Raw genomic sequence first — 23,104 nt, 5'->3', positions numbered from 1 at the left:
CCAATCTTTGACGGTGTGGGACTTGAGGGAGAAAGTTCTTGAGAGCCTGGAGATGATAAGAAAAGGCATGCCACCCTCCCCCGGGGAGTTCAAAAATCTGGGACTCACGAAGGACGGGATATACAAAAGGCTTGAGTTCGCGATAGGACTCCTCCTCGATGAGCTTGCGGAAAAAGCCAGGGAACACGGTATAACGGCCATCTCCTACGCGGACGTCATCACATCGCTCGGGGAGAGGGGTTTGATTTCCGGAGAAGTGATCGAGAAGGCGGAATTCTTGGCCCGGCTCAGGGAGATCCTTGTCTACGACTACGAGCTGATTGACGACGAAATTGCATTCGAAAACATGCCCGAGTACCTGGAGTTCATAGAGACCGTTTTGAACCACCTGGAGGGGAGGGAATGATACTGGTGGTTCCCATAGGCGATGTCCCGGAGGATATCGTCGCGGGGGTCTCGACCTTCGTCAACTCCTACTACTCCAGGCTCGGCCTTCCAGTGAAGGTGGGAGATCCCCTTCCCGTGGAGGTCTTTGAAAGTGCATTCAACCCCGCCAGGGGACAGTTCCTGGGGCGGGCGTTCCTTCCGGTCCTCGCGGAGCTCGGAGTCGGGGCGAGGGCGGTACTCGGGATCACCGGGCTCGATCTCTATGAGGAGGGACTGAACTTCATCTTCGGCCTGGCGCATCCCGGTCTGGGTGCGGCGGTGGTCTCGATATTCAGGCTCAGACCGGAGTTCTACGGCGAACCACCCAACGATGAACTCCTGCTGGAGAGAACCGTTAAGGAGGCCATGCACGAGCTCGGCCACGTTTTCGGTCTCGGTCACTGTCCAAGGAGGGATTGCGTCATGCACTTCTCAAACTCGATAGTGGACACCGACCTGAAGGGCCCCCTCTATTGTCCCGCCTGCGAGACCCAACTAATGAGGAACCTGGGGGTGATGAGGTGATTGAGGTTGAGGTCAAGGGCTACGCCGATGATGAGATCTTCCAGAAGGTAAGGGAAAGGTTCGAACTGATAAGGCGCGAGTACCATGAGGACACCTACTTCCAGCATCCGTGCAGGAACTTCGCTGAGACTGACGAAGCGCTCAGGATAAGGGTGAGGCGCTTCAACGGGCACTTTGAGTCATTCCTCACGTACAAGGGGCCGAAGATGGATCCGAACTCGAAGACGAGAAAGGAGATAGAGGTTCCGATAAGCGACCCGGACAGGCACGAGGAGATACTCCTGAACCTCGGGTTTCGGGAGGTTCTCACTGTGGAGAAGGTCAGGGAGAAGTACTACGTGGACAAAGGGGTAATCATAGCACTCGACGATGTTGAAGGCCTCGGCAAGTTCATCGAGATAGAGGCCCTGGTCGGGAACGGGGAGAACATCGAGGAGATCGTCGAGAGGCTCAGGAGAATACTCAGGGATCTGGGGGTCAGGCGCTTCGAGAGGCGCTCCTACCTCGAGCTCCTGCTCGAAGCCTCAAAATCGAGCTGAACTCCTCGGGGGTCAGCGCCAGCCCGTCCACCAGGCCCCTCTCCCTGAGCTCATGGGATGCTTCGAGGGATGCCGGGAGTTTCACCCCTATTTCCCTCAGCTTCTCTACTTCTTCCGCTATCTCACTGGGCCTCCCGTCCATAACCACCGACCCGCCGTCCATCACCAATATCCTGTCGGCATGGCGGAAGAGGTACCCCGTGTGGTGCTCCACCAGGACAACGGTTATGCCGTGCTCCCTGTTGAGGAGGGATACGAGGCCGAGAACCTCCTTTCGGCCAAGGGGATCGAGCTGGCTCGTTGGCTCATCGAGAACAAGAATGGAGGGTTTCATCGCCAGAACGCAGGCTATGGCGAGCCTCTGCTTCTGACCGCCACTCAGGGTGGGGGGGAACTCCTTTTCAAGGCCCTTGAGCCCGGTAACCTCCAGAACCCACCGGATTCGCCGCAGTATCTCGTTCCTATCGAGACCAAGGTTCTCAAGGCCGAAGGCTATCTCCTCCTCAACGGTCATGTTGAAGAGCTGGCTCTCGGGATTCTGGAGGACGAGACCGACCACGGTTGACAGCCTGGGAACAGGCGTCTCCCTCGTGTCAAACTCCTCTCCGGTACGGGGATCCCTTATCAGAACCCTCCCCTCGAACTCGCCCTTTATCAAGTTCGGGATCACGCCGTTCAGGGTGAGACTTAGTGTTGACTTCCCGCTCCCGCTTGGCCCGATTACCCCAACCAGTTCACCCTGTTTAATGGTGAGGTTAACGTCCCGCAGGGAGCGGGATCTAGTCCGGCGGTACCTGAAGCTCAGGTTCTCCACCTCCACCACGTTCATCTGACCCTCACCACCCTGGGAAAGAGGAGGAGGACGCTTATGATAAAGACCAGCGTCGAGAATATCTCCAGCCTGCCTATCCACATATGGAGGATCAGGAGAACCTTCATATCGGGGGGCATGGCGGCGGAGGTCAGGCCAACGCTCAGACCAACGTTACCCTGGGCGGAGGCGACCTCAAAGAGGGAATCCACCAGGGTGGCCTTCATCCTTACCATCGTGTAGATCGTCCCGACGAGGAGGATCGCTATGTAGGTCATCGTGAAGCTCATGACCTCCTGAACGTCCTCCTCGGTGAAGACGTAGTTGCCGACCTTTCTCTTTATCACCGCTCCCCTTGGGAGTATGGCCTGCTGGAGCGTCCACTTGAGGCTCTCGTACATGAGGGTAACGCGGATCAGCTTTATACCGCCCGCGGTGCTTCCCGCGCCACCGCCTATGACCATCAGGACTGCTATTATGAACTTGCCGAGCTCGGGGTACCTGCTCAGATCGGCTATTCCGAAGCCGGTACAGGTTATGGCCGAGACAGAGTGGAAAACCGCCTCCCTAAGGGATTCACCTACCGGGGAGCCGATACCGAGGAGACTGTACGCAATCAGCAGGATCGCGGGTAGGAGAAAGACGAACATATACCTGACCTGGATGTCATCGAAGAAGGGCTTGAGGTGCCTGTTGACGAACATCCGGTAGTGGACGGTGAAGTTAACGGCACCCATTATCATGAGAAATATCGTGACGGCCTCTATCGAGGGACTGTTAAAAAAGCCTATGCTCAGATCGTGGTTGCTCATACCTCCAGTTCCCAGACCGGTCATCGCGTGAACCACCGCATCGAAGAGGGACATGCCGTTGAGGTAGTAGAGGTAGATGCCGATGAGGGTGAGAAAGAGGTATATCTCGAAGATTATCTTGGAGGTGTTCACGAGGTTCGGCAGGATTCTCTCACTCCTCGCCTCGGCACGGTAGAGCCTCGCGGCGGCGACGCCCGGCCTGATGAGAACGGTCAGGGCTACGAGGACTATGCCTATTCCCCCCAGCCACTGCATCCAGGCGCGCCAGAAGAGGAGCATGTGGGGATAGGCCTCAAGATGGGTCATCATCGTGAGCCCCGTACCGGTCCAGGCGCTCATGCTTTCGAAATAGGAGTCAATGAAGGACATCCCGGCAATCCCCATGAAGGGGACGACGCTTATGAAGGAGGCAAAGAGCCAAACGAAGGCCGCCGAGATCATTGCCTGCCTGAGGTTGACGTCCTCAATGCTACCCATGTGCCTGGCAAGCCACGCTCCCAGGAGAATGCTCAGGGCCCCCGGGATTGCGAAGTAAAGTACGTGGCTTACCTCATCCGGGTAAAACCATCCCAGGAGCACGGGGAAGAGGTAGGCGATTCCGACGCCCTGGAGGATTGAACCTATAAGGTTCTTCACCACGAAGAGGTCGTCCGAGACGTTGATGTGCTTCCCCAGTTCGAGCATGGGCCCACCGTAGGGGTAGGGTCGGGCGGCAATAAAAGGTTTTCCCGTGGAAAGGTTTAAGGGGATCTTCCCAATCCCCCGGTGGTGATGAAAGGTGGACGAGAGGGAAGCCCTGATAAAAGCGGGGGAGATAGCAAGACAGGTCAAGAGGGAAGTCACCGGACTAATCAGGCCGGGAGCAAAACTCTACGACATAGCGGAGTTCGTGGAAAGACGCATAGTTGAGCTCGGGGGAAAACCTGCGTTTCCGTGCAACCTCTCAATCAACGAGGTGGCGGCCCACTACACGCCCTACAGGGGGGACGAGAGCACCCTCGGGGAAGGCGACTACCTCAAGGTTGACCTCGGCGTCCACGTGGACGGTTACATTGCCGATACTGCCCTCACCTTCCGCGTCGGGATGGAAGAAGATGAGCTCATGAAAGCCGCCAGGGAGGCCCTAGAAAACGCGATATCAACCGTCAGAGCGGGAGTTCGGATAAACGAGATAGGGAGAGCAATTGAGGAAACGATACGGGGAAGGGGGTTCAATCCCATAGTCAACCTCAGCGGCCACAAGGTGGAACGCTACAGGCTCCACGCAGGGGTGAGCATACCCAACGTCTACCGCCCGGGCGACACCTACGAGCTGAGGGAAGGCGACGTCATAGCGATAGAACCTTTCGCCACGATCGGGGCGGGACAAGTCATAGAGGTTCCGCCAGCGCTGATCTTCATGTACATCCGGGACAGGCCCGTTAGAATGTCCCATGCGAGGAGACTGTTGATGCATATAAAGAACAACTACAAAACGCTCCCCTTCGCCTACCGCTGGCTGCAGGGTTTTATGCCGGAGGGACAGCTGAAGCTGGCCCTGGCTCAACTCGAGAAGATGGGAGCCATACGCGGCTACCCGATACTGCGCGAGGTGAGGGGCGGGAACGTTGCCCAGTTCGAGCACACGGTCATAGTGGAGAAAGACGGGGCGTACATAACCACCTGATCAATAGCGGGCGAACACGACGGCCTCGTACAGTCCCCTCTTTCCACCCCGTTTTCGGAGATGCCAGATCTTTTCAACCGTGAACCCAAGCCCCTCTAAAATCCTGGCCAGCAAAAGGTCGGAGGGCACCTCAACGCCTTTAATGTAGGAGTTTCCTATGACGTAGGCTACTCTTGAATCACCCTCCTTCAATATCCGGGACATCCCAGCCAGGTGCAGGTACATATCGTTAAAGTATTTCACAACGTAATTGGCCATTATGTCACTTAGGGAGTATATCTTTTCGGGGATATCTGAGAGTGCATCGTCCACTATGCTGTTCACCGGGCGGATGCGCTTACCCTTAAGAGAAAACGTGGCCTTGCCCCATGTTCCCCCTATGGTCTCCATGTCAAGCTCAGACGCCTGCGAAGGGCTGGTAAACACCTCAAAAAAGTACAGATAAGGTCTTGTCTCCATGACGTAACTATACCTGTTTGGATAGGGGGGAGAAGTTATTACCCGCGTAATTCTGCCGTGATATTCTCCGGGAATTACATCTCCAAGATGCTTGCTATCTCCCATCATTGCCATTGACGGTGCGGGATTCGGCACTTCAGTTTTGACTTTTTCCACATCCTTGATCATGACCTCATACTTTTTTGCAAGGACAGACATGCTAAACTTCTTTATCCAGTTTTTCCCACCGTTGGATTGGCCAAGGTTAAAGGGATTGTCAACGAAACTTATGGTTGGATGGTTTCGTCTTATGTTGGCAAAGTCCAAGAGTATGGACGCCATTCCAATCCAGAGGAAGTCCTGATATTCCTCCGGTAACTCCATGGCGTACTCCTTGAAGGCTTCCCTAATCAGCAACAGATCCCTCAATACATCCGGAGCCCACCATCGAAAGAGATTGGAAAGTCTGGGAAGCATTATTCCATGGGTTTCAAATTTACTTAGGGGAACCGACTCAAACCTCTGGAACATTTCCTCCGCAAAATCAAGAAAAGCCCTCACAATATTCTTGAGCAGACCGGGATCCAACCTATCCCATGATGAAGATGCCCGCGTTACTCTGTATAAAACCGGGTTTATCTCAACCCCAATGGAGGGTATACCCCTTTTCTTACATTCCAGCAGCGTGGTTCCCGTTCCGGAGAAAGGATCCAGGACAACGTCCTGTGAACTGCTTTTACCGAGTTCGTTAAGGAGGATGTTAACGAGATCGGGGGAATAACTGGGGGTCAGCCGGAACCATGAGTGAACAGGATGGTTGAACTTTCCCTTAAACGTGATCAGTTCGGGACTTAGGTTTTTCCAGACGATTTTAAACCTGCCTTTCCCGGGATAAACCATAAGCCCGTCTAAAGTGCCCTGTCCCATGCTCTCACCTTACGGATTTCGAAGCATATTACGAAAGACGTAATAAACGTTTTTAAGCGTTACGGGTTATCAGAGCCGGTAGAGATGGATTCCAACAGAATCCCCCCAGAGTGGGAGCTTATTAAGTTTTTGGAACGACCCCGTGCAATTAGGCTTCTCCTTGTACTAAAAGAGAACACACCTCACAAAAAATACACGCTGACTCAGATTCTGGCGATGGTAGGTGGATCCCCTGAAACTTTGATGAAAAGGATAAGGGAACTTCAGTCCCTGGGGTTGATAACAAAGGTGATTACCAACGATAATTCCAGGGTCAGTTATCGGCTAACATCCCGGGGCATAGAGGTTGCAAAGAAACTTGAGGAAGCAGTGGGGTTGCTGGGGGAGGGTTTTGGCAATGCAGACCAATCTGGCGGAGTGGATCAAAGTGGATACCGATGACAAAAAACCGAGTCTGGAAGAAAGGATTAAAAAAGAGATTATCAACCTCTTAGAGAGCCTCAAAGACTACAAACGGCTTAATGAGTTCGATAAGGAACTTCGTCGTCACAGAGAAGATGTGGTCTTTTCTTCGCTGGGACTTGATGCTCCCACCATTATAGAATGGCGGATAATGGGAGGCCTCGTCCAGAGTACAACCCGAAAGCTGGGAGACCTATTTGAGAAAAAAATTACGAAAGAGATAATCCGTGAGAAACTGGGAATAGATGAGAAGATCCTCACAGGATTCGGGTACAAAAAACCAGAGGAAGGGAAGACGGGGAATAGGAAGGGGGATCAAAAAGCCAAAGAACACACCCGAACACTGGATATACTGATCCCTCTTGATAGCATAAAAGACCCCTTAAAACAAGAAGCCGTTAGAAGGGAACTTGAACGCCTGATAGCCAAAAGACACCGGGATATTAATTCCCTTCGCGAAAAACAGAGTACAGGGCGAAAAAAGAAGACCAACGCGGACAAATACATAGACTATTATAACGAGAAATTTGATGGCATCGGGATTGAGGTTAGGTACGCATACAATATCGGGGACTCCAAGAGAAAACAGGCGGATCTGGACATGGCGGGGGTATTGACCGACCCCCATCATCCAAGGAGACTGAATCCAAAAGATGAGAACAGATACCTGCCCGTTATGCTGGTCTACAGCACGGTAAACCTGTCAAACCACCTCTCATCTCTCGAACAGAGATGGGTAGTCCTCCAGGGAAAGGAAGCTTTTGAGTTCCTGAAGAACATAACGGGGTTTGATCTTGAAGGGTTTCTACGAAATAACCGGGAAGAGTTCAAAGAGATAACCGAAAAGTCCCTGAGGGATATTAAAAGGAAGTTTTCCTCGGATCAAGAAACCCTCGATGGCCAGGCAGATGGCGCCGGGGCAGGGATTTGAACCCTGGTGGGCGGAGCCCACGGGATCTCGAGTCCCGCGCCTTCCCAGGCTAGGCTACCCCGGCGCGTTTCTGAGTTCCGGCTCCGGTCTTATAAATCTTTCCGCGAAAGATTTATTAAGTTCTGGTAACTAAAAAGCGCCGGACCCCTGAAAAGGTTTAAATCCTCCGGTGCCGTAGGAACAAACGTTGAGGAGGTGACGGCATGGTCGGTATTACCGTGCAGGAAGTCATGACGGACAAGTTCCAGAAGATAGACATAGATGCCCCGCTTTCTGAGGCGATCGGGATTTTTGAAAAGGAAGACCCCGACCTGATTCTTGTCTTCGACGGGAACCTGTACAAGGGAGTCCTGACCCAGGACCTTATAATTCGCTCCCACCTGAAATGGGACCCGACCCGGGCCAAGGTGAGGGACGTTTACAAGCCCGCACCCGTGGTAAAACCGGACGACGACCTCAGCAAGGCCGCCAAGCTCATGATGGAGGTCGACCTGCGCTCTCTCCCCGTCGGGGAGAGTAAGGCTGAAATAATCGGGGTTATAAGCGACCTGGAGCTCCTAAAGAGGGTCGCGGAGGGCGACTTCGGTAATAAACAGGTCGAGGAGTTCATGACGAGGGAGGTCATCACCCTCAAGCCGGACGACACCGTCGCCAAGGCCTTCGCCACAATGCGCGACCACGCCATATCGAGAATACCCATAGTGAACGAGGAGGGCAAGCTCGAGGGGCTCGTCACTCTCCATGATCTCATCATAAGGTTCATCAAACCGCGCTTCAGGGCGCAGGCCGGTGAGGTCGCTGGAGAGAAGATACCACCCTTCAGCATGCCGCTCCGCGATGTAATGATAAGGGGTGTCATCACCGTCCGCCCCGACACCAGGGTAAAGGAAGCCGTCCAGATAATGATGGAGAACGACATAGACGGTCTCATCGTGACCAACGAGAACGACAAGGTCGTTGGAGTCCTCACCGTAAAGGACCTGCTCCTGCCGATATCGAGGATGGTCGAGAAGGAGGCGCGCTTCTACCTCCAGCTCGGCGGTGATGCGGACATTCTCAGCGACTTCACAAGGGAGAGAATAATCGAAGACATAAGGCGCTTCGTTGACGGCTATGAGGATCTGCTCGGTCAGGAGGGAATAATCTACCTCCACATAAGGCGCTTCCCGGAGAAGTTCCGCGGAGTGCACCTCTACCAGGCCAGGATGCGCGTAGTGACCGACAGGGGCGTCTTCGTGGCCACGGGTGAAACGTGGGGCGCCATACAGGCAGTTCACGATGCGCTGAGGGCAATAGAACGCCAGATACTCCAGAAGGCGGAGCTCGAAAAGGACACGAGATACTACAAGCGCTTCATCGAGAAAATGGGCCTCTGGTGAGGCCCCTCCCCCTAAACTCCGCCTCTATTATTCTCCACTGGTGCCTCTCCAGAGCGTCCGGATCAACTATGAGAACCATCCGCCCGCCCCTGAGGAGAACCCTGTCCTTGATGTTGAGGAGGAACTTGAGGGTTCTTTCGAAGCCGTTCTCAAGGATGAGATACTCAACGCCGTCAATCACCACGAAGTTGTAGTTTCTGTCCACGGCCCCGGCAATGAGGTGGGTGAGTATATCTATTTTAGTCGGGCTTATGGCGTAGATCCTCGGCGAGTCGGAGATATCCCCCTCCTTTACCCTCGTCACCCAGAAAACGAGCGCGTTTGGATGAAGGACACTCTTCAGGGATCCTACGTCACGCCTAGTCACGAGGAGGAGATTGGGAATTCGACGCAGATCGCCGATGTGCTCGAGAAAATCCTCAAACGTCGGGAAGACCGAAACCACCGGGGAGTATGGGGGAAATGTCCTGACGCTGGAGACCAGGAGGGGCCAGAAAGCGAAGTCAAGAGCACCTATCGCCATCGCTATTCTGAAAAGTGTTCCCATGAGGAAGCCGTAGGGAAGGAACCATTCCCACCGGGCCGTTATTGGGTATGTGGCGTTGAGAATTCCGAGCAGTACCATCCCCGCGGGAAGGAGGAGCTGGACACCCCTCGAAACCACGTATCTATAGAGGAGCATTCCCACGTATATGTAGCTACCCGCGTACAGGAGGGAGGGGAAGAAGGTCCTAACGGTGAAGCCCACCCCTGACCCCACGACACTGGTAACAACAATCCAGATGTAGGCCAGAACACCGAGAAAAAGGCCGATGGCAGTGTTTTGCAGGGGGGAACCCGTCGGATTTATGTAGCCCCCCGCCACTATCAGGAGGGTCCCTTCCAGGGCAGTTCCCACAAGGTCGAGAACCCGGGAAACCTCGGGATCGAGTTTGAGACCCAGGGGTTCCAGGAGGACCCTCTCAGGATCCACTGCCGCCAGGAGGAAAGCCATTGAAAGGAGTACCCAGCCCATGCTCCTCTCACGGTATGCCTTGTAGGAGGCCACACCAAGGAGTATCCAGCGGGAGAGCACGTTGAGGAGATAGATACCGTTCAAAGCCTCCGGACCTCCTTCTCCTGTTTAACGATGAGGAGGCTCCTTGGAGGGACGTTCCTGTCCACTATCGCGCCAGGCCCTATGAAGGAGCCGCTCCCTATCTTCCTGCCGGGGTAGATGCTCACGTTTATGCCCGTCTTAACTCCATGGCCTATTATGGCCCCGAGCTTGTGTCTGCCGCTGTCCTCCAGCTTTCCTTTGATCTCTACCCTGATGTTGCCCCGGTCATGCCTCAGGTTCGCAGTTATGGTTCCTGCCCCGAGGTTGGAGTTCTCGCCGATTATCGAGTCGCCCACGTAGTTGAGGTGCGGCGCGTTGCTGTTGTCCATTATGATGGAGTTCTTCACCTCGACGGCGTTTCCAACGTGGCAGTTGTCGCCTATGCTCGTGTGGGGCCTTATGAAGCAGTTCGGCCCTATACGGGAGTTTTTGCCGATCTTGACGGGGCCGATTATGTAGGCGCCGCTCCTTATCACGGTTCCCTCACCGACCTCGACGGGGGGGATGAGCACCGCCCCAGGCTCCACCTCTCCCCTGACGTCGTGCTTCAGCTTGGTTTTGAGGAGGTATTCGTTCAGCTCCAGCATGTTCCAGGGCCTTCCTATGTCATTCCAGTAGCCGTCGTAAACGGCATAGGCAACCTTCTTCCCCGCTTCGATCATGAGGTTCAGCGTGTCGGTGATTTCATACTCGCCCCTCTTGCTGAGCTGGGTCCGGGATATGAAATCAAACACATCCGGCTTGAAGGCGTAGATTCCAAGGTTTGCGTAGCCTGGAACCTTTCCCGGCTTTTCGAGGACCGCTCTAACGAGGTTTCCCTTCACCTCTATCCTGCCGAAATGGCTTAAATCCCCGAAGTGCTTGACAACGAGTGCCGCGTCCGCGTTCTCCCTTCTGAAGGTGGCTATCAGTGCCCTCACGGCCTCTTCCTCGAAGTAGATGTCGCCGTTGACTGCTATAAACTCCTCATTCCCTATGAGGTCTCTGGTAGACTCGATGGCCTTGGCGGTTCCCTCTCCGGGAAGCTGCTCGACGTAGGTTATTGGCTTGCCCCCAAACTCGTCTCCAAGTGCTTTCATCAGCCTCTCCTTTTCGTAGCGGACCACCACTATGAACTCGTCCACGAAGGGGTCCAGGTTCTCCATGACGTACTCGATTATCGGCCTGTTCGCAACCTTCACTATGACCTTCGGCCGGTCGTCAGTGAGGGGACGGAGTCGCTCGCCCCTCCCGGCAGCCAGTATTACACCCTTCACATCATCACCCCCATCAGATAGAAGACTATCGCCACTGAACCGTACGGTACGAGGAAGCCCCTCCCCAGTGCTCTGGCCCCCCTGAGAAGAAGCCTGATGGTGAGCAGGCTGACGGCGAAGGAGGAGAGAAACGCGGCAAAGAGAAGGGTAACCCCAAGCCCCGGCTCCCACCGGCCAAGGGAGACGAGCTTCATCACGAGGTAGGTTGGTGCTATCAGGAAGCTGAGTTCCAGGGCCCTCTCCACATCAATGCCAGTTCCGGATAGGCCGAGTAGCACCAGGCCGCTTCGAGAGACGTCCCCGACAAAGGAGAGGCCCTGGAGCAACCCCGAGATGAGGGAGTCGAGAAAGGTGGGCTCATCCGGATCCTCCCTGAGACGGTCCTCGACACCGGCCAGTAGGGACATGACCCTTCCGCCGAAAACACCTGTGATTACTAAGACGGCCCCCACCGCCGCGTTCAGAAGGTCCGAGCTCCCGGGGTTCAGAACAGTCTCCAGTCCCCGGATAATCGGATAGCCCACGAGAACTGTGAAGGCAGAGGCGTAGAGAAAGTACCTTACCTCGGATCCAGATCTACCGGTAAGAACACCCTGAACCGCCCGGGCTATCCAGTCCCGGAGATGGAAGATGAGGGAGAAGACGATCCCCAGGTAAGCGGGAACAACGTAGCTGGAGTAACCGGGGGCCAGGGCTTCCAGCAGGGATGTCACCGCCCTTCCGCCCGGTCCCACGGGGAACCAGGACACGAACCCCAGGATCGCACCAGATGTCAGGGATGACAGGTAGTCTGAGGGGACCACCATGGCCGATCACAAAGGGATTTAAACCTGGAAAAGATAAACCTTTCGAGGGGTGATGATGAGGGTCACCGTTATCTACGACAACCACGCCGGATACAGAAAGGGTCCCCTCGGTGCCCACGGTTTCTCGGTCTTCGTTGAGGTTGATGGAACGGGAGTCCTCGTTGACACCGGGGCGGACGGTGAGGTTTTGCTGGGCAACATGGAGAAGCTCGGGGTCTCCCCAGGGGAGATCGATTATGTCTTTCTCACCCACGGTCACTACGATCACACAGGTGGACTGAAGGCCCTCCTAGAGGCGAGGAGAAATCCCGTGGAGGTCATCGCACACCCGGAAATCTTCAGGCACAGGATAGCTATCAAACCCTTCAGGAGGAACATCGGAATGCCCTTCACCAGGGAGGAACTGGAAGACGCTGGAGCGAGGTTCGTACTGAAGAGGGAGCCCTTCGAGTTCGCCCCGGGTATCTGGAGCTCCGGAGAGATACCGAGACGCACCTGGGACCGGGCCGTTGGGTACATTGAGGAGAATGGAAACCTCGTGAGGGACACAGTCCCCGATGACGTGGCCTTGATCATTGATTCCGGTGAGGAAAGTGTCGTGATAACCGGCTGCGGCCACTCGGGAGTTCTGAACATCGTCCAGCATGCCCGGAACCTTCTAGACAGACCAGTTGGGGTCCTGATGGGAGGCCTCCACCTGCTGGGGGTGGGCCGAGAACTCCTCGATGACATCGTGAACAACCCCCCCGCCGGGAAAATCTACGCAGGTCACTGCACCGGTGTGGATTCCTACGCATACCTGAAATCCCGATTGGGGGATGGGATGGGATTGCTTCACGTCGGCAGGTCATTCGAAATCTAGCGATACTTTTTTATATCTCCGCACCATTCTAGTTTAGAAAACAAAGGGGGTGGGAAGATGAGTTTCAACAGCGTCCTGAACAGATATGAGGGACTCTTCGAGAAGCTTGGGGTCCTGCTCGTGGTGGTGTTCCTGCTGATGATATTGGCCGGGCTGACAAGTACCTCGGAAGCCGGCAAGTTGATGACCCTCATAATGTTCTTCATCGTCCTGCTGGCCTCACTGATAGGTTACGAGATAAACAAGGCCCTCGACTGACCCCCGAATAACTTTTTAAGCACTCCCTTTCCCTTTCTAGATGCAGGTGAGACCATGAAGAATCCCTTTGAGAAGATGCCAACTGTTCTTACCGCTGACGAACTCATAGATAAGGCCTTCAGGCGGGCGGAGAGGGCGGCGTCCGCCTCCACACCCAGGGGTGGACCGAGGGCAAAGGCCAGACAGAGGGAAGAGCTCCGCGTTAGAACCGTCTCAAGCGTTGTCAGGGACAACCTGAAAAAGATCCTCGATCGAACGCCCGGCGTTTCCGAGCTGCCCGAGTTCTACCGCGAGCTGGTAGACACTCTCGTGGACCGCGACCAGTTCCATCGCTCCCTGGCTCATGTCAACTGGGCAATTAAGACGATAAGGAACCTCGAGCAGCGCTACGCCGAGAAGATACGTTACTCCAGAAACCCGGAGGAGATCGCAAAGCTCAGGAAGAGCTTTTATGGTCGCGTTGCGGACGTCATAAAGAGCATCGCCGATGACCTCGAGTACCTCAACCAGGCCAGAAACGTCCTGAAAGACCTTCCGGTTGTCGATCTGGAGCTTCCCACTGTGGTCATAGCCGGCCACCCGAACGTGGGCAAGAGCACTCTGCTGAGGGCATTAACCAACGCGAAGCCCGAGGTCGCTAGTTACCCCTTCACCACAAAGGGCATAAACGTCGGCCAGTTCGAGGAGCACCACCTCAAGTATCAGGTCATAGACACCCCGGGCCTTCTCGACAGGCCGCTCAGCGAGAGGAACGAGGTTGAGCGGCAGGCCATACTCGCCCTGAAGCACCTGGGGGACGTTATCGTTTACGTCTTTGATCCGAGTGAATACTGCGGCTACCCGATAGAGGAGCAGATACACCTCTTCGAGGAGATCCACCGTGAGTTCGGAGAGTTCCCCTTCATAGCGGTGCTCAACAAGGTGGATATAGCCGATGAAGAGAAGGTGAAAGCGGTGGAGGAGTTTCTCCGCTCGAAGGGTCTGGAACCCCTCAGGGTATCCGCTGCCACGGGCGAGGGCCTAGAGGAGCTTAAGAGAAGGGTCATCGAACTCGTTAAACCGATGGTCGAGGAGCAGGCGAGGAAGGTGATGGAGAGGGAACTAAAACGGTATCGGGAAGAGTCCGGGCTCTAGATGTTCCCGGTTCAAATTTTCGAAGAAGGGAAAAGAGAATCAGGCGCCCTCTTCCTTTATGAGAACGGCGTTGACGACGCCATCCTGCCCGGGCCTGCTGGTTACCACGGCCTTCCCGAGCTCGGTTTCTATTATGGCGCCCTTTGTGATGATATCACGTCTGACGTACTGCCTGTTGGCCGGGTTCTCCACGACACCGAGTATCTTGACCCTCTTACCCTTCCCGCCATCGAAGACGTTGGCGTAGAGGGCCTCAACCAGGCGGACTTTCTGGTTGCCGCCGTGGGTTCTTATCAGTTTCATCTTCTCCCTGTCCTCTCCGACCTTTGTAAACGCAGGCTCCCTTCCGAGCTCCCTCTTCCGCTTCTTCCGTGCGAGGATGATCCTTCCGCCTGAGGGCTTCTTGAGTGATCTTCCCTGCCAGATAGCCATTCTTCTCACCTCATGAGATTGATATCAGCCTTTACAACCCATCGCCACTTTCGGAGGTTCGTTTATAAGCTTTTCTGGGAGGGACGGATGGAAAAGACTTTAAAGGTGGAAGCTTTACTCCTCCCGGTGGTGGCATGGGAGCGGTGGAATCATTCGCGCGCACCTTCTCCATCCTGCTGGAGAGCAGACGGCTGTACCTTCTGGCCCTAATCCTGGCACTCCTCCTGGCACCCCTCGAGGCCCAGCTCCTCCTGACCGGGCTTCCCGCGGGTGGAGACGAATCCGTGACCGGAAACATCCTGGTGGAGCACTACGGCAGTCCCGGGGTGGAAGGGGCACATCCCCATGAATTCCTTAAAAATATGGGCCTCTACATGGTCATAGCCTTTGTGCTGAGCTCCATCTTCCAGTATGGGATCGTGAAGGGGGCCCTTGAGCACCTCAGGGGCGGTGAGATACGGTTATCCGGGCTGATATTGGAGGGCATCAGGAGATCCCCCGGGGTTATCGCGGTTAACCTGCTCTACACCGTTGTGGCCCTGCTCCTGATCGGCGTAGCCCTGGTGCCCATCGGCGTGGGCCTGATGACCCTGCCCACGGGTGCCATCCTCCTTGTGGTCGGTTTCATCCTGTTGATACCCCTTGGGGCCCTCGCCACGGTTCTCAGCCTTCTCGCGGTTCCAATTTACGTCGAGAAGGGTCACATCGGTGCATCCTTTAAAGCCATCAACCTTGTTCTGGGAAGCGTACTTCAGAGTATTGGTTTCGGACTGCTCGTCTGGGCGGGAATTCTGGGGATTTCAGTTGCCTCCTCCCCCCTATCCTTTCTTTCGACGCTGATCTTCAGCGGAAAAACTGGGGCCTACGTATCCGCTTTCCTCCAGACCCCCCTCAACGCGCTCCTCTACGAGTTCCTCTGGGTTGCGGGGGTTTCCTTCTACGTGGAGCTCCGAAAAAGAGATGAACCCGAAGAGGGAAAGGAAGGTTCGATCGGGGTGGAAATGAGCTTTTAGTCCTCAGCTTCCGTACTTCCTCTCTTTTGCTGCCTTTACTAGTCCCCTGAAGACCGGCGCGGGATTCATCGGTCTGGACTTGAACTCCGGATGGAACTGAGTCGCTATAAAGTATCTGTGTCCCGGAAGTTCAAGTATCTCCATCCTCCGCTCGTCGTCACCGGCTATCCCGCTGAACACCAGTCCGGCCTTCTCAAACCGCTCTATGTAGTCGGGGTTGACCTCCCAGCGGTGTCTGTGGCGCTCGTAGACTATCTCCCTGCCGTAGAGCTTTCTCGCAAGGGTGTTGGGCTTTACGTGGACAGGATAAGCACCGAGGCGCATCGTTCCTCCGAGCCTGTCCAGATCGCGTTGCTCCGGCATTAGATCGACGACCGGATACGGAGTCTGCGGGTCTATCTCGGTTGAATGTGCCCCCTTGAGTCCGAGGACGTTCCTCGCGAACTCGACAACGGTGAGCTGGAAGCCGAAGCAGATGCCCAGGAACGGAAGGTCGTTCTCCCTCGCGTAGCGTATGGCCATCATCTTGCCCTCTGTGCCACGCGCACCGAAGCCGCCGGGGACGATGATTCCATCGACGCCCTCGAGGAGACTAAAGCCACCCCTCTCAAGGTCCTCCGCTTCCACCCAGCGGATCTTCACCTTGACATCGCTGGCGACACTGGAGTGCTTTAACGCCTCCTTTATGCTCAGGTAGGAGTCCGCCAACTTGACGTACTTTCCAACAACCGCTATCTCGACCGTGTCCTCTAGGGACTTATACTTCTCGACCATCCCGCGCCAGTCGTCGAGATCGGGCTCTCTCTCGGGAAGGTTCAGTCTCCCGGTGAGGTACCTCGCGAGTCCCTCCCGCTCGAGCATTATCGGAACCTCATAGGTATCCTCGACGTCGTGGGCGCTTATTACCGCCTCGTCCGGGACGTTCGTGAAGAGGCTTATCTTTCTCCTGGCCGACTCCTCCAGGGGATCCTCGGAGCGGGCAACTATAACGTCCGGCTGGATTCCGAGGGAGCGGAGCTCCTTGACACTGTGCTGGGTCGGTTTGGTCTTCTGCTCGCCGACAACGCGGAGCTTGGGCACGTAGGTGACGTGGACGAAGGCAACGTTGTCCCCTCCCTCCTCCAGTTGCATCTGCCTGGCAGCTTCAAGGAAGGGCATGCTCTCGATATCTCCCACCGTTCCCCCTATCTCGACGACCACAACGTCGTAGTCCCTCGCTATCCTCCGGATTCTGTCCTTTATCTCGTTGGTGACGTGAGGTATGACCTGGACGGTCGCTCCCAAATATTCGCCTCTCCTCTCCTTCTCGATGACGGCCGAGTAGACCTTTCCCGTGGTTATGTTGTGGTCGAAACTGAGGCTTGTATCGAGGAACCTCTCGTAGTTGCCGAGGTCGAGGTCAACCTCACCGCCGTCGTCGAGGACGAAGACTTCCCCGTGCTGATAGGGGTTCATCGTCCCGGCATCGTAGTTGAGGTAGGGGTCGATCTTGATGTTCGTCGTTCTAAATCCGCGCGCCTTCATGAGCATCCCAAGGGAGGCGCTCGTTATTCCCTTTCCGAGGCCGCTGACGACACCACCGGTGACAAAGATGAACTTAGTCATGGCAAAACCTCCATCCGTTATGTCGTCCATTGATTGGGGGGTGTTTAAAAGCTTTGTCGGGCTGGAAACCCTTGCCCGGATATCTTCACTGAACCCGTCGGAAAGGGTCGGAGAAAAGGATCATCCATCCAGCTCCAAACCGTTACCCTCATCCTCTCCCGTCAGCTCATGGATCTCATAGACCTTGAGGGGGACTTTCTTAAGTGCCTTCCCTATCACCGCCTTGGCTATCCTCTCGGCATGCTCCACCGTCTGCGCGTTGTAGACCTTTATGGTGAGGTACATCCCGACGAGTCCCACGGAGCCGATTACAAAGGCACTCTCAAAGTGGGCACCGCAGACAGGACACCGGGAGTAGCCGATCTCCACCCGAACGAAATCGAGCTTTTCCCTGTTCAGGGCCTTGGCGACCTTGGAAACGGCGACGTTTATTGCATCCTCCCCAGTCTCAACGTCCCTCACTATTATCGGAGCCTCCAAAACAACGACGTAGTCCCCCATGGTCCTCACCTCAGCCGAAGGCAAAGAGTCTGTCATCCTCTCCCCTGAAAACCCCGAGTCTTACGCCTGCATCAATGAAGCCATGGGCGTAGTTCAGGGCAGCAAAAGCGGTCACGTAGTCACCTTTCCCGTAGTAGTATTTTGCGTCCTCAAAATAGCTCTTGGCCATGGTCAGAAAATCCTGAGCGGCAACCCAGAGGAGGCTTTTCTCGTGAACGGCAACTTCGAGGGTTTTAAGGGCCTCTTCAGTTATTTTAAAATACTTCAGGAGCTTTTCCTCGGTTATCTCTCGTCCCACCGGTCTCGCCTCAGCCATCGTTGGGAGGCCGTCTTATAAACCTTATCCCACGGGCTTTCTCAACTTCACCAATCGAACTTTGCACTTCCTAAGATGGAAATCCGAGTTATATATGACCTAAGAAACAGTCAGCAATATTCCGCCAGCGCTTTCGTCAGAAAGGGCTGAATGGTGCGGGGGCGGGGATTTGAACCCCGGAACCCCTGCGGGAGTGGATCTTGAGTCCACCGCCTTTGACCAGGCTCGGCAACCCCCGCGCCGGACAGTTCACCATGACGGGAACACCCAAGATACTTTATAAATTTTTAGCCTGAAAGCCCTGTGAATTGGACAGTTTAGACTTTGCCGCTCAACCCCTGACAGGCCGGAGTAATCCCAGGAAGGGGGTAAAATCAATAAAGGAGAATCAGGGTCGCACCGGTTCCCCGAAGGCCCTGTCTCCAGCGTCCCCAAGACCCGGCAGAATGTAGCCCTTCTCGTTGAGCTCCCTGTCTATGGCCGCCACGAAAATCTCAACGTCCGGATGTGCCTCCTTTATTCTGCTTATCCCCTCCGGGGCCGCGAGAACGCCGAGGACAACGAGCCTCTTCGGCTTCCCGTAGCGCTTGACCTCGTCGAGAACCCTGATGAGCGTCGAACCGGTCGCTATCATCGGGTCAGCCACGATGACCGTATCCTCTGCCTTCACCTGCGGAACCTTAACGTACTTCATCTCTATCTCGAACTTCGGTGCCTTTCCGCGCGATGCCGAGACGATACCAACGCGCGCATGCTCGAGGACCTTTATCAAACCTTCCATCAACGGTATTGCCGCGCGGAGGACGGTTATTATTACCACGTTGCGCCGGTCCTTTATGATCATCCCCTTCGTCTCCTCGAGGGGCGTTTTCACCCGGACTTTCTCCACATCCATCGTTTTGGTCAGTTCGTAGGCCATGTAGCGACCGAGTCTCACGAGACCCTTCCTAAAGGCTATCGGTCCGGTTTTTTCGTCTCTCAATTCGGTCAGAATCTCCATGATGAAGGGGCTGTCCTCGAAGGAGTAGACACCCTTCCAGCGTTCGTCCCTCTTCACAGACCTCACCGGCGAACCTTCGGTACCTGGTTTATTAGATTTCCGCCTGACGATTTGTGGGGCGACCGGTTATCCTTTTGACTCATCTATGATGCGCCTCATCCAGCTGCCGCGCAGGAACCAGGCCAGCGCAATCATCGCGGCTATGAAATTGCTCAACCCCATCCCGAAGAAAACCCCCCTGCTCGTGAAGTCGAAGAGGCTCGCGAGCGGTATGGTAAGACCGAGGATGGTTATGGCTCCAACGTAACCGAAGGCGTAGCTCAGGGGTATTCTAAGCCCCCACAGGCGAAATATCCCGAGAAGCATGCTCTTCTTAGTATGACCCGCTGCGCTGAAGGTCCTGTTCACAACCATGAATATGCCGTTGAAAAATGGCACGGATATCAGGAAGTACTTTAGAACCACCCCGCTCTCCCCTATCACCGCAGGATCGTTGAGGAAGAAACGAAAGACATCCTCGCGGAGGAGTGCTATTACAACAACCGCAAGGGTTGCTATGGCGAAGTTCACGGCCATCGTCCGCTCCGCGATTCCCTTAGCCCTCCCGTAGTTCCCGGCCCCGACGTTCTGAGCTATCATCGTTCCCATCGCCATGGTTATTCCCCTGGAGATGCTCGTCAGGAAGTTGACCAGCCTGGTCGTTATGACATATGCCGCGTATGTAACATCCCCAAAGCCGAAGATTATTCTAGTGAGGACGATGAAGCCGAAGCTGTTGGCGGACTGACCGATGCTTGAAGGCAGGCCAACGCGGAAGATTTTCCCGTAGAATTCCCTGTCGGGCCTCAGATTTTGCCAGGTTAGATGGACTCCTACCTTACCCCGGAACATCAGGTAGAAACCTGTGAGGGCACCTACGATGTTCGAGACCACCGTGGAAAGGGCAGCTCCGGCCACCCCCATCCCGGAAAATCCCATCCAGCCGAAAATGAGGAAGGGGTCCAGGATTGTGTTTATCGTCACGGTGAGAAGGGTTATCTTAACCGGTGTTCTGGTATCCCCCGCGGCGCGCATCAGGGCGGAGAAGGACATGAAGGCAAAGCTGAAGGGCAGCCCGAGGAAGACTATCGCCGCGTAGGTGAGGGCGTAGGGGTAGACGTTGTCGCTGACCCGCATGAAGCGGAGCGCAAGGGGAAGTACTAGGAGAGCCACCATCGCCGTTGCCACGGAGAAGAGCAGCATGAGCGAGTAGAGGGCCCCGGCGGATCTACTGGCCTTCCCGTATTCTCCCGCCCCGATGTACTGGCCCACGAAGGCGAAGCCCGCCGTTGCAAACCCCATGCCGAGGGCCATGAGCGTTCCTATTATCGGCCACACGGTACCGGGGGCGGATAGTGCCTCCCTTCCGAGTTTACCGAGCCAGTAGGTGTCCGTTATGTTGTAAACGACCTGGACGAGATTGTTGACGATGAGGGGGCCCGCGAGAACGAGCAGGGTCTTCTCGATAGGCCCGTGGAGTATTTGCTCCCGCATCCTCTGGATTTTCTCGCCATTCATTTCGATCAGACAGCAATCGAAACGCTGATATAAAAAGCTTATGACCTCCCCGGCGTCCCAACCTCCTCCAAGAACTTCCTCAGGAAGTCAAGTCCGCCCCCGTAGTTGACGACCCCGGGATGAACGGAGAGGCAGAAGGGCACCCCCTCCCTTGAGGCCATCCTGTAGTCGTGTAACGCAACGCGCAGCCTGTCCGGAACCTGGCTCTCGTTAATGTACCAGGTGTACTCTCTGTTCACTATCCTCACCCTGCTCCCCTTTGGAAGTATCATGTAATCGACCATTATGACCGTCAGGTTGTGTTCAAGGATCGCCCGCAGGGACTCGTTGTTGATGGCCCAGGCGGGTGGTAGGAAGAGGCTCAGGTTTTTGAAGCCCAGCGATGTCATCAGGGAAATGGCTTTGTCGAGCTTCCCGCTGGCGAGTTCGTAGGAACAGTTAAACTCATGGTAGGTGTGGGCGTAGCCGTGAAGCTCTATCCGGTAGCCCCTTCCACGGAGCTCGTTGAGGTATCTAATGAAATCCGGGTGCTTCCTCAGATCCCATTCGTCCCCGTAGTGGGTGGTGTCGAAAACGGGAATGACGAAGAGAATCGTGGAGTTCGAATAGTTGTATTCGTCGAGCACTCCGATTATCTCGCGTATCTCCTCGAAGTAGTAGGGCGTGACGTCGTGGACCAGAACCGTTGGCCTTTCGTGACGAAAGTCGGTTTTTACCCTGTGGAGGGATCCCGGAGCCTTGGGAGAATCTTCCCCGGGAACGGATGTTTCTCCCCTGTGGAAGGTACCGATCGGCAGAAGGAGGAGAAGGAGGATCACCGACAGGAGGATCCAGCGTTTCATCGGTGGCACCTGTGAGAGGTTAACGCCACCAGTATAAAAGACTTACCCTTTTCCGGAGTGCCCCTCGATTATGCCCACCATCCAGCTGCCGCGCAGGAACCAGGCGAGGGCAACTAAAGCTCCCAGGACGTTGCTCAGCCCCATGCCCAGCCATATGCCCGCCGTGTCCCTCATCAGAACGCCAAGACCGTAGCTGAGGGGCAGTCTGAGTCCCCAGAGCCGGAACATGCTGAGGAGCATGCTCTTCTTCGTGTGCCCCGCGCTCTGGAAGACGTTGTTCACCGCAGAGAAGATGCCGAAGAAGGGTAGCGAGGCCGAGAAGTACTTCACCACCTTGGCGCTTTCCGCTATTATGGCGGGGTCGTTGATGAAGAAGCTGAATATCTCAACGCGGAAGAGGGCAAAGAGAAGCGTTCCAGCGCCGAGGATCGTGAAGTTTATTGCCATTGTCCTCTCGGCGATTGCCCTTGCCCGATCATAGAGCCCCGCCCCTATCGCCTGCCCAACCATCGTGCCCATTGCCATGCTTATCCCGTCGGAGAAGGCGAACATGAAGTTTGTAAGGCGATTGGTTATGGAGTACGTGGCAAAGGCCACGTCGGGATCACCGTACCGCGCCCCGAGGGTGAAGATTATCCTGGTGAGGATTACGAAGCCAAGGGCCGTCGTTGATGAGCCCACACTCGAGGGGATCCCAACGCGAAAGATCCGACGGTAGAAGGGCCAATCGGGTTTGAGGGCCTCGGGTGTCAGGTGAATCCCCACCCTGCCCCTGAAGAGAAGGTAGCCGCCGATGGCCGAGCCCAGGCTGTTGGAGAACATCGTCGCAACCGCCGCTCCGACGACACCCATCTCGGGGAACGGACCCCAGCCAAAGATCAGGAAGGGATCGAGGACGAGGTTAAGCAGAACCGTCGCTATGTTTATCTTGACCGGCGTCTTAGTGTCCCCTATAGCCCTAAGGAGGAAGTTGAAGGCGAAGAGGGTAAAGGAGAAGGGTATCCCTGCAAAGATAACCCGGGTGTAGGCCAGGGCGTGGGGGTAAACCGTATCGCTCACGTTCATGAACCTGAGGAGATAGGGAGCCGAGATAACACCAAATACCCCGACGCCAATTGCGAAGAAGGTCATGAGCGAGTAGAGCGCTCCAGCCGCCCTGTTGGCTTTCCCGTACTTCCCCGCCCCGACGTACTGGCTAACGAAGGCAAAGCCTGCCGTTGCAAAACCCATCCCCATGCTCATGAAGAACCAGACGAGGGGCCAGGCCGTTCCGGGAGCGGCCAATTCCTCCCTTCCAAGTTTGCCAAGCCAGTAGGTGTCGGTCAGGTTGTAGAGGACCTGAACGAGACGGTTTATAATGAGGGGATACGCTAACAGGAGGAGTGTCTTAACCATCGGTCCGCTGAGGATCTGCTCGCGCATCGCTTCGACTCGCTTCATTGAGATGGCTGTCGAAACGTTGGTATAAAAAGCTTGGGGTGAATGGAAGGGCCAGCCTTAATGAGTT

Annotated in this window: 25 protein-coding genes and 2 tRNA genes; 11 read left to right on the top strand and 16 right to left on the bottom strand. The window is 55.5% G+C overall.

Translation table 11 applies throughout. The features are described from left to right. Positions 1 to 13 precede the first annotated feature (13 nt). The 3 genes from MV985_RS03240 to cyaB are packed head-to-tail and all read left to right on the top strand — an operon-like array spanning position 14 to position 1,490. Positions 14 to 406 (top strand): HepT-like ribonuclease domain-containing protein, encoded by a 393-nt coding sequence (locus MV985_RS03240; RefSeq protein ID WP_297461627.1) that lies wholly within the window; start codon positions 14 to 16, stop codon positions 404 to 406. Next, positions 403 to 951 carry an archaemetzincin family Zn-dependent metalloprotease gene (locus tag MV985_RS03235; protein ID WP_297461624.1) on the top strand — a complete coding sequence of 183 codons (549 nt, stop codon included), beginning with the start codon at positions 403 to 405 and terminating at the stop codon, positions 949 to 951. The genes MV985_RS03240 and MV985_RS03235 overlap by 4 nt, the downstream gene beginning before the upstream one ends. Further along, positions 948 to 1,490 (top strand): class IV adenylate cyclase, encoded by a 543-nt coding sequence (gene cyaB / locus MV985_RS03230; protein WP_297461620.1) that lies wholly within the window; start codon positions 948 to 950, stop codon positions 1,488 to 1,490. Before MV985_RS03235 ends, cyaB begins: the two co-directional genes overlap by 4 nt. Here the strand turns inward: cyaB and MV985_RS03225 are convergent. After that, entirely contained in the window at positions 1,429 to 2,319 is an 891-nt protein-coding gene (locus tag MV985_RS03225; protein ID WP_297461617.1) for an ATP-binding cassette domain-containing protein, read from the bottom strand. The two genes, cyaB and MV985_RS03225, sit on opposite strands and share 62 nt — an antisense overlap. Continuing rightward, positions 2,316 to 3,797 carry a TrkH family potassium uptake protein gene (locus tag MV985_RS03220; RefSeq protein ID WP_297461613.1) on the bottom strand — a complete coding sequence of 494 codons (1,482 nt, stop codon included), beginning with the start codon at positions 3,795 to 3,797 and terminating at the stop codon, positions 2,316 to 2,318. Before MV985_RS03220 ends, MV985_RS03225 begins: the two co-directional genes overlap by 4 nt. A 94-nt stretch (positions 3,798 to 3,891) precedes the next feature. On the opposite strand from MV985_RS03220, the gene map reads away from it, so the two are divergent. Beyond that, positions 3,892 to 4,779, top strand: coding sequence for a type II methionyl aminopeptidase (gene map / locus MV985_RS03215; protein ID WP_297461611.1), 888 nt, complete (start codon positions 3,892 to 3,894; stop codon positions 4,777 to 4,779). On the opposite strand, the gene MV985_RS03210 is transcribed toward map, so the two are convergent. Beyond that, a complete protein-coding gene (locus MV985_RS03210) occupies positions 4,780 to 6,144 on the bottom strand; it encodes a DNA methyltransferase (RefSeq protein ID WP_297461608.1) in 1,365 nt (454 codons plus the stop codon). 84 nt (positions 6,145 to 6,228) lie between these two features. Between MV985_RS03210 and MV985_RS03205 the strand changes: the two genes are divergently transcribed. Both MV985_RS03205 and MV985_RS03200 read left to right on the top strand, forming a co-directional pair. Beyond that, positions 6,229 to 6,585, top strand: a complete 357-nt coding sequence (locus MV985_RS03205) for a winged helix-turn-helix transcriptional regulator (protein ID WP_297461605.1) — start codon at positions 6,229 to 6,231, stop codon at positions 6,583 to 6,585. Further along, positions 6,572 to 7,537 carry a hypothetical protein gene (locus tag MV985_RS03200; protein ID WP_297461602.1) on the top strand — a complete coding sequence of 322 codons (966 nt, stop codon included), beginning with the start codon at positions 6,572 to 6,574 and terminating at the stop codon, positions 7,535 to 7,537. Before MV985_RS03205 ends, MV985_RS03200 begins: the two co-directional genes overlap by 14 nt. Here the strand turns inward: MV985_RS03200 and MV985_RS03195 are convergent. Continuing rightward, positions 7,516 to 7,601: transfer RNA gene (locus tag MV985_RS03195), tRNA-Ser, on the bottom strand. The two genes, MV985_RS03200 and MV985_RS03195, sit on opposite strands and share 22 nt — an antisense overlap. Positions 7,602 to 7,740: 139 nt before the next feature. Between MV985_RS03195 and MV985_RS03190 the strand changes: the two genes are divergently transcribed. Then, positions 7,741 to 8,916 (top strand): CBS domain-containing protein, encoded by a 1,176-nt coding sequence (locus tag MV985_RS03190; protein ID WP_297461599.1) that lies wholly within the window; start codon positions 7,741 to 7,743, stop codon positions 8,914 to 8,916. On the opposite strand, the gene MV985_RS03185 is transcribed toward MV985_RS03190, so the two are convergent. From MV985_RS03185 to MV985_RS03175, 3 genes are read right to left on the bottom strand one after another with little or no spacing between them, the layout of a single operon-like run. Further along, on the bottom strand, positions 8,891 to 10,015 hold the full coding sequence (locus tag MV985_RS03185; RefSeq protein WP_297461597.1) for a DUF835 domain-containing protein: 1,125 nt from the start codon (positions 10,013 to 10,015) through the stop codon (positions 8,891 to 8,893). The genes MV985_RS03190 and MV985_RS03185 overlap by 26 nt on opposite strands. After that, positions 10,012 to 11,271, bottom strand: a complete 1,260-nt coding sequence (gene glmU, locus MV985_RS03180) for a bifunctional sugar-1-phosphate nucleotidylyltransferase/acetyltransferase (RefSeq protein WP_297461595.1) — start codon at positions 11,269 to 11,271, stop codon at positions 10,012 to 10,014. The genes MV985_RS03185 and glmU overlap by 4 nt, the downstream gene beginning before the upstream one ends. Then, the gene (locus MV985_RS03175) at positions 11,268 to 12,077 is read right to left on the bottom strand and encodes an undecaprenyl-diphosphate phosphatase (RefSeq protein ID WP_297461592.1); all 810 of its coding nucleotides are present in this window, start codon (positions 12,075 to 12,077) and stop codon (positions 11,268 to 11,270) included. The genes glmU and MV985_RS03175 overlap by 4 nt, the downstream gene beginning before the upstream one ends. Before the next feature lie 52 nt (positions 12,078 to 12,129). Here MV985_RS03175 and MV985_RS03170 point away from each other — a divergent pair, with 52 nt between their 5' ends. From MV985_RS03170 to MV985_RS03160, 3 genes are read left to right on the top strand one after another with little or no spacing between them, the layout of a single operon-like run. Beyond that, positions 12,130 to 12,939, top strand: a complete 810-nt coding sequence (locus tag MV985_RS03170; protein ID WP_366085134.1) for an MBL fold metallo-hydrolase — start codon at positions 12,130 to 12,132, stop codon at positions 12,937 to 12,939. 57 nt (positions 12,940 to 12,996) lie between these two features. Continuing rightward, positions 12,997 to 13,197, top strand: a complete 201-nt coding sequence (locus MV985_RS03165) for a hypothetical protein (protein WP_297461589.1) — start codon at positions 12,997 to 12,999, stop codon at positions 13,195 to 13,197. A 54-nt stretch (positions 13,198 to 13,251) separates the two neighbouring features. After that, complete coding sequence (locus MV985_RS03160) at positions 13,252 to 14,331, top strand: NOG1 family protein (RefSeq protein WP_297461577.1); 1,080 nt, start codon at positions 13,252 to 13,254, stop codon at positions 14,329 to 14,331. Positions 14,332 to 14,370: 39 nt separating this feature from the next. On the opposite strand, the gene MV985_RS03155 is transcribed toward MV985_RS03160, so the two are convergent. Beyond that, on the bottom strand, positions 14,371 to 14,763 hold the full coding sequence (locus MV985_RS03155; RefSeq protein ID WP_297461566.1) for a 30S ribosomal protein S8e: 393 nt from the start codon (positions 14,761 to 14,763) through the stop codon (positions 14,371 to 14,373). 134 nt (positions 14,764 to 14,897) lie between these two features. Between MV985_RS03155 and MV985_RS03150 the strand changes: the two genes are divergently transcribed. Continuing rightward, entirely contained in the window at positions 14,898 to 15,776 is an 879-nt protein-coding gene (locus MV985_RS03150) for a hypothetical protein (protein ID WP_297461552.1), read from the top strand. A gap of 3 nt (positions 15,777 to 15,779) precedes the next feature. On the opposite strand, the gene pyrG is transcribed toward MV985_RS03150, so the two are convergent. The 8 genes from pyrG to MV985_RS03110 all read right to left on the bottom strand — a co-directional run bounded on the left by pyrG (position 15,780) and on the right by MV985_RS03110 (position 23,037). Beyond that, a complete protein-coding gene (pyrG, locus tag MV985_RS03145) occupies positions 15,780 to 17,381 on the bottom strand; it encodes a glutamine hydrolyzing CTP synthase (RefSeq protein ID WP_297461892.1) in 1,602 nt (533 codons plus the stop codon). A gap of 120 nt (positions 17,382 to 17,501) precedes the next feature. After that, entirely contained in the window at positions 17,502 to 17,882 is a 381-nt protein-coding gene (locus MV985_RS03140; protein ID WP_297461540.1) for a DUF555 domain-containing protein, read from the bottom strand. Positions 17,883 to 17,892: 10 nt separating this feature from the next. Next, on the bottom strand, positions 17,893 to 18,180 hold the full coding sequence (locus MV985_RS03135) for a DUF357 domain-containing protein (RefSeq protein WP_297461882.1): 288 nt from the start codon (positions 18,178 to 18,180) through the stop codon (positions 17,893 to 17,895). A gap of 169 nt (positions 18,181 to 18,349) precedes the next feature. Continuing rightward, positions 18,350 to 18,437 (bottom strand) — tRNA-Leu (locus MV985_RS03130). A 149-nt stretch (positions 18,438 to 18,586) separates the two neighbouring features. Beyond that, complete coding sequence (upp, locus tag MV985_RS03125) at positions 18,587 to 19,255, bottom strand: uracil phosphoribosyltransferase (protein ID WP_297461871.1); 669 nt, start codon at positions 19,253 to 19,255, stop codon at positions 18,587 to 18,589. Positions 19,256 to 19,324: 69 nt separating this feature from the next. After that, positions 19,325 to 20,755 carry an MATE family efflux transporter gene (locus MV985_RS03120; RefSeq protein WP_297461532.1) on the bottom strand — a complete coding sequence of 477 codons (1,431 nt, stop codon included), beginning with the start codon at positions 20,753 to 20,755 and terminating at the stop codon, positions 19,325 to 19,327. 38 nt (positions 20,756 to 20,793) lie between these two features. Next, positions 20,794 to 21,597 (bottom strand): DUF2334 domain-containing protein, encoded by an 804-nt coding sequence (locus MV985_RS03115; protein ID WP_297461861.1) that lies wholly within the window; start codon positions 21,595 to 21,597, stop codon positions 20,794 to 20,796. 42 nt (positions 21,598 to 21,639) lie between these two features. Then, complete coding sequence (locus MV985_RS03110) at positions 21,640 to 23,037, bottom strand: MATE family efflux transporter (protein ID WP_297461517.1); 1,398 nt, start codon at positions 23,035 to 23,037, stop codon at positions 21,640 to 21,642. Positions 23,038 to 23,104: the final 67 nt, after the last annotated feature.

This window comes from Thermococcus sp., from assembly GCF_027012695.1.
GTDB lineage: Archaea > Methanobacteriota_B > Thermococci > Thermococcales > Thermococcaceae > Thermococcus.
Note: the sequence above shows the minus strand (reverse complement) of the source record. Positions and strands in the feature narration are given on the sequence as shown.

What these genes read in the sequence shown, in the direction of transcription:
- MV985_RS03235 (WP_297461624.1), top strand. Translation starts at nt 403, where the DNA reads ATGATACTGGTGGTTCCCATAGGCGATGTCCCGGAGGATATCGTCGCG.
- MV985_RS03225 (WP_297461617.1), bottom strand. Translation starts at nt 2,319, where the DNA reads ATGAACGTGGTGGAGGTGGAGAACCTGAGCTTCAGGTACCGCCGGACT.
- MV985_RS03220 (WP_297461613.1), bottom strand. Translation starts at nt 3,797, where the DNA reads ATGCTCGAACTGGGGAAGCACATCAACGTCTCGGACGACCTCTTCGTG.
- MV985_RS03210 (WP_297461608.1), bottom strand. Translation starts at nt 6,144, where the DNA reads ATGGGACAGGGCACTTTAGACGGGCTTATGGTTTATCCCGGGAAAGGC.
- MV985_RS03205 (WP_297461605.1), top strand. Translation starts at nt 6,229, where the DNA reads ATGGATTCCAACAGAATCCCCCCAGAGTGGGAGCTTATTAAGTTTTTG.
- MV985_RS03190 (WP_297461599.1), top strand. Translation starts at nt 7,741, where the DNA reads ATGGTCGGTATTACCGTGCAGGAAGTCATGACGGACAAGTTCCAGAAG.
- MV985_RS03175 (WP_297461592.1), bottom strand. Translation starts at nt 12,077, where the DNA reads ATGGTGGTCCCCTCAGACTACCTGTCATCCCTGACATCTGGTGCGATC.
- MV985_RS03170 (WP_366085134.1), top strand. Translation starts at nt 12,130, where the DNA reads ATGATGAGGGTCACCGTTATCTACGACAACCACGCCGGATACAGAAAG.
- MV985_RS03165 (WP_297461589.1), top strand. Translation starts at nt 12,997, where the DNA reads ATGAGTTTCAACAGCGTCCTGAACAGATATGAGGGACTCTTCGAGAAG.
- MV985_RS03160 (WP_297461577.1), top strand. Translation starts at nt 13,252, where the DNA reads ATGAAGAATCCCTTTGAGAAGATGCCAACTGTTCTTACCGCTGACGAA.
- MV985_RS03155 (WP_297461566.1), bottom strand. Translation starts at nt 14,763, where the DNA reads ATGGCTATCTGGCAGGGAAGATCACTCAAGAAGCCCTCAGGCGGAAGG.
- MV985_RS03150 (WP_297461552.1), top strand. Translation starts at nt 14,898, where the DNA reads ATGGGAGCGGTGGAATCATTCGCGCGCACCTTCTCCATCCTGCTGGAG.
- pyrG (WP_297461892.1), bottom strand. Translation starts at nt 17,381, where the DNA reads ATGACTAAGTTCATCTTTGTCACCGGTGGTGTCGTCAGCGGCCTCGGA.
- MV985_RS03140 (WP_297461540.1), bottom strand. Translation starts at nt 17,882, where the DNA reads ATGGGGGACTACGTCGTTGTTTTGGAGGCTCCGATAATAGTGAGGGAC.
- MV985_RS03120 (WP_297461532.1), bottom strand. Translation starts at nt 20,755, where the DNA reads ATGAATGGCGAGAAAATCCAGAGGATGCGGGAGCAAATACTCCACGGG.
- MV985_RS03115 (WP_297461861.1), bottom strand. Translation starts at nt 21,597, where the DNA reads ATGAAACGCTGGATCCTCCTGTCGGTGATCCTCCTTCTCCTCCTTCTG.
- MV985_RS03110 (WP_297461517.1), bottom strand. Translation starts at nt 23,037, where the DNA reads ATGAAGCGAGTCGAAGCGATGCGCGAGCAGATCCTCAGCGGACCGATG.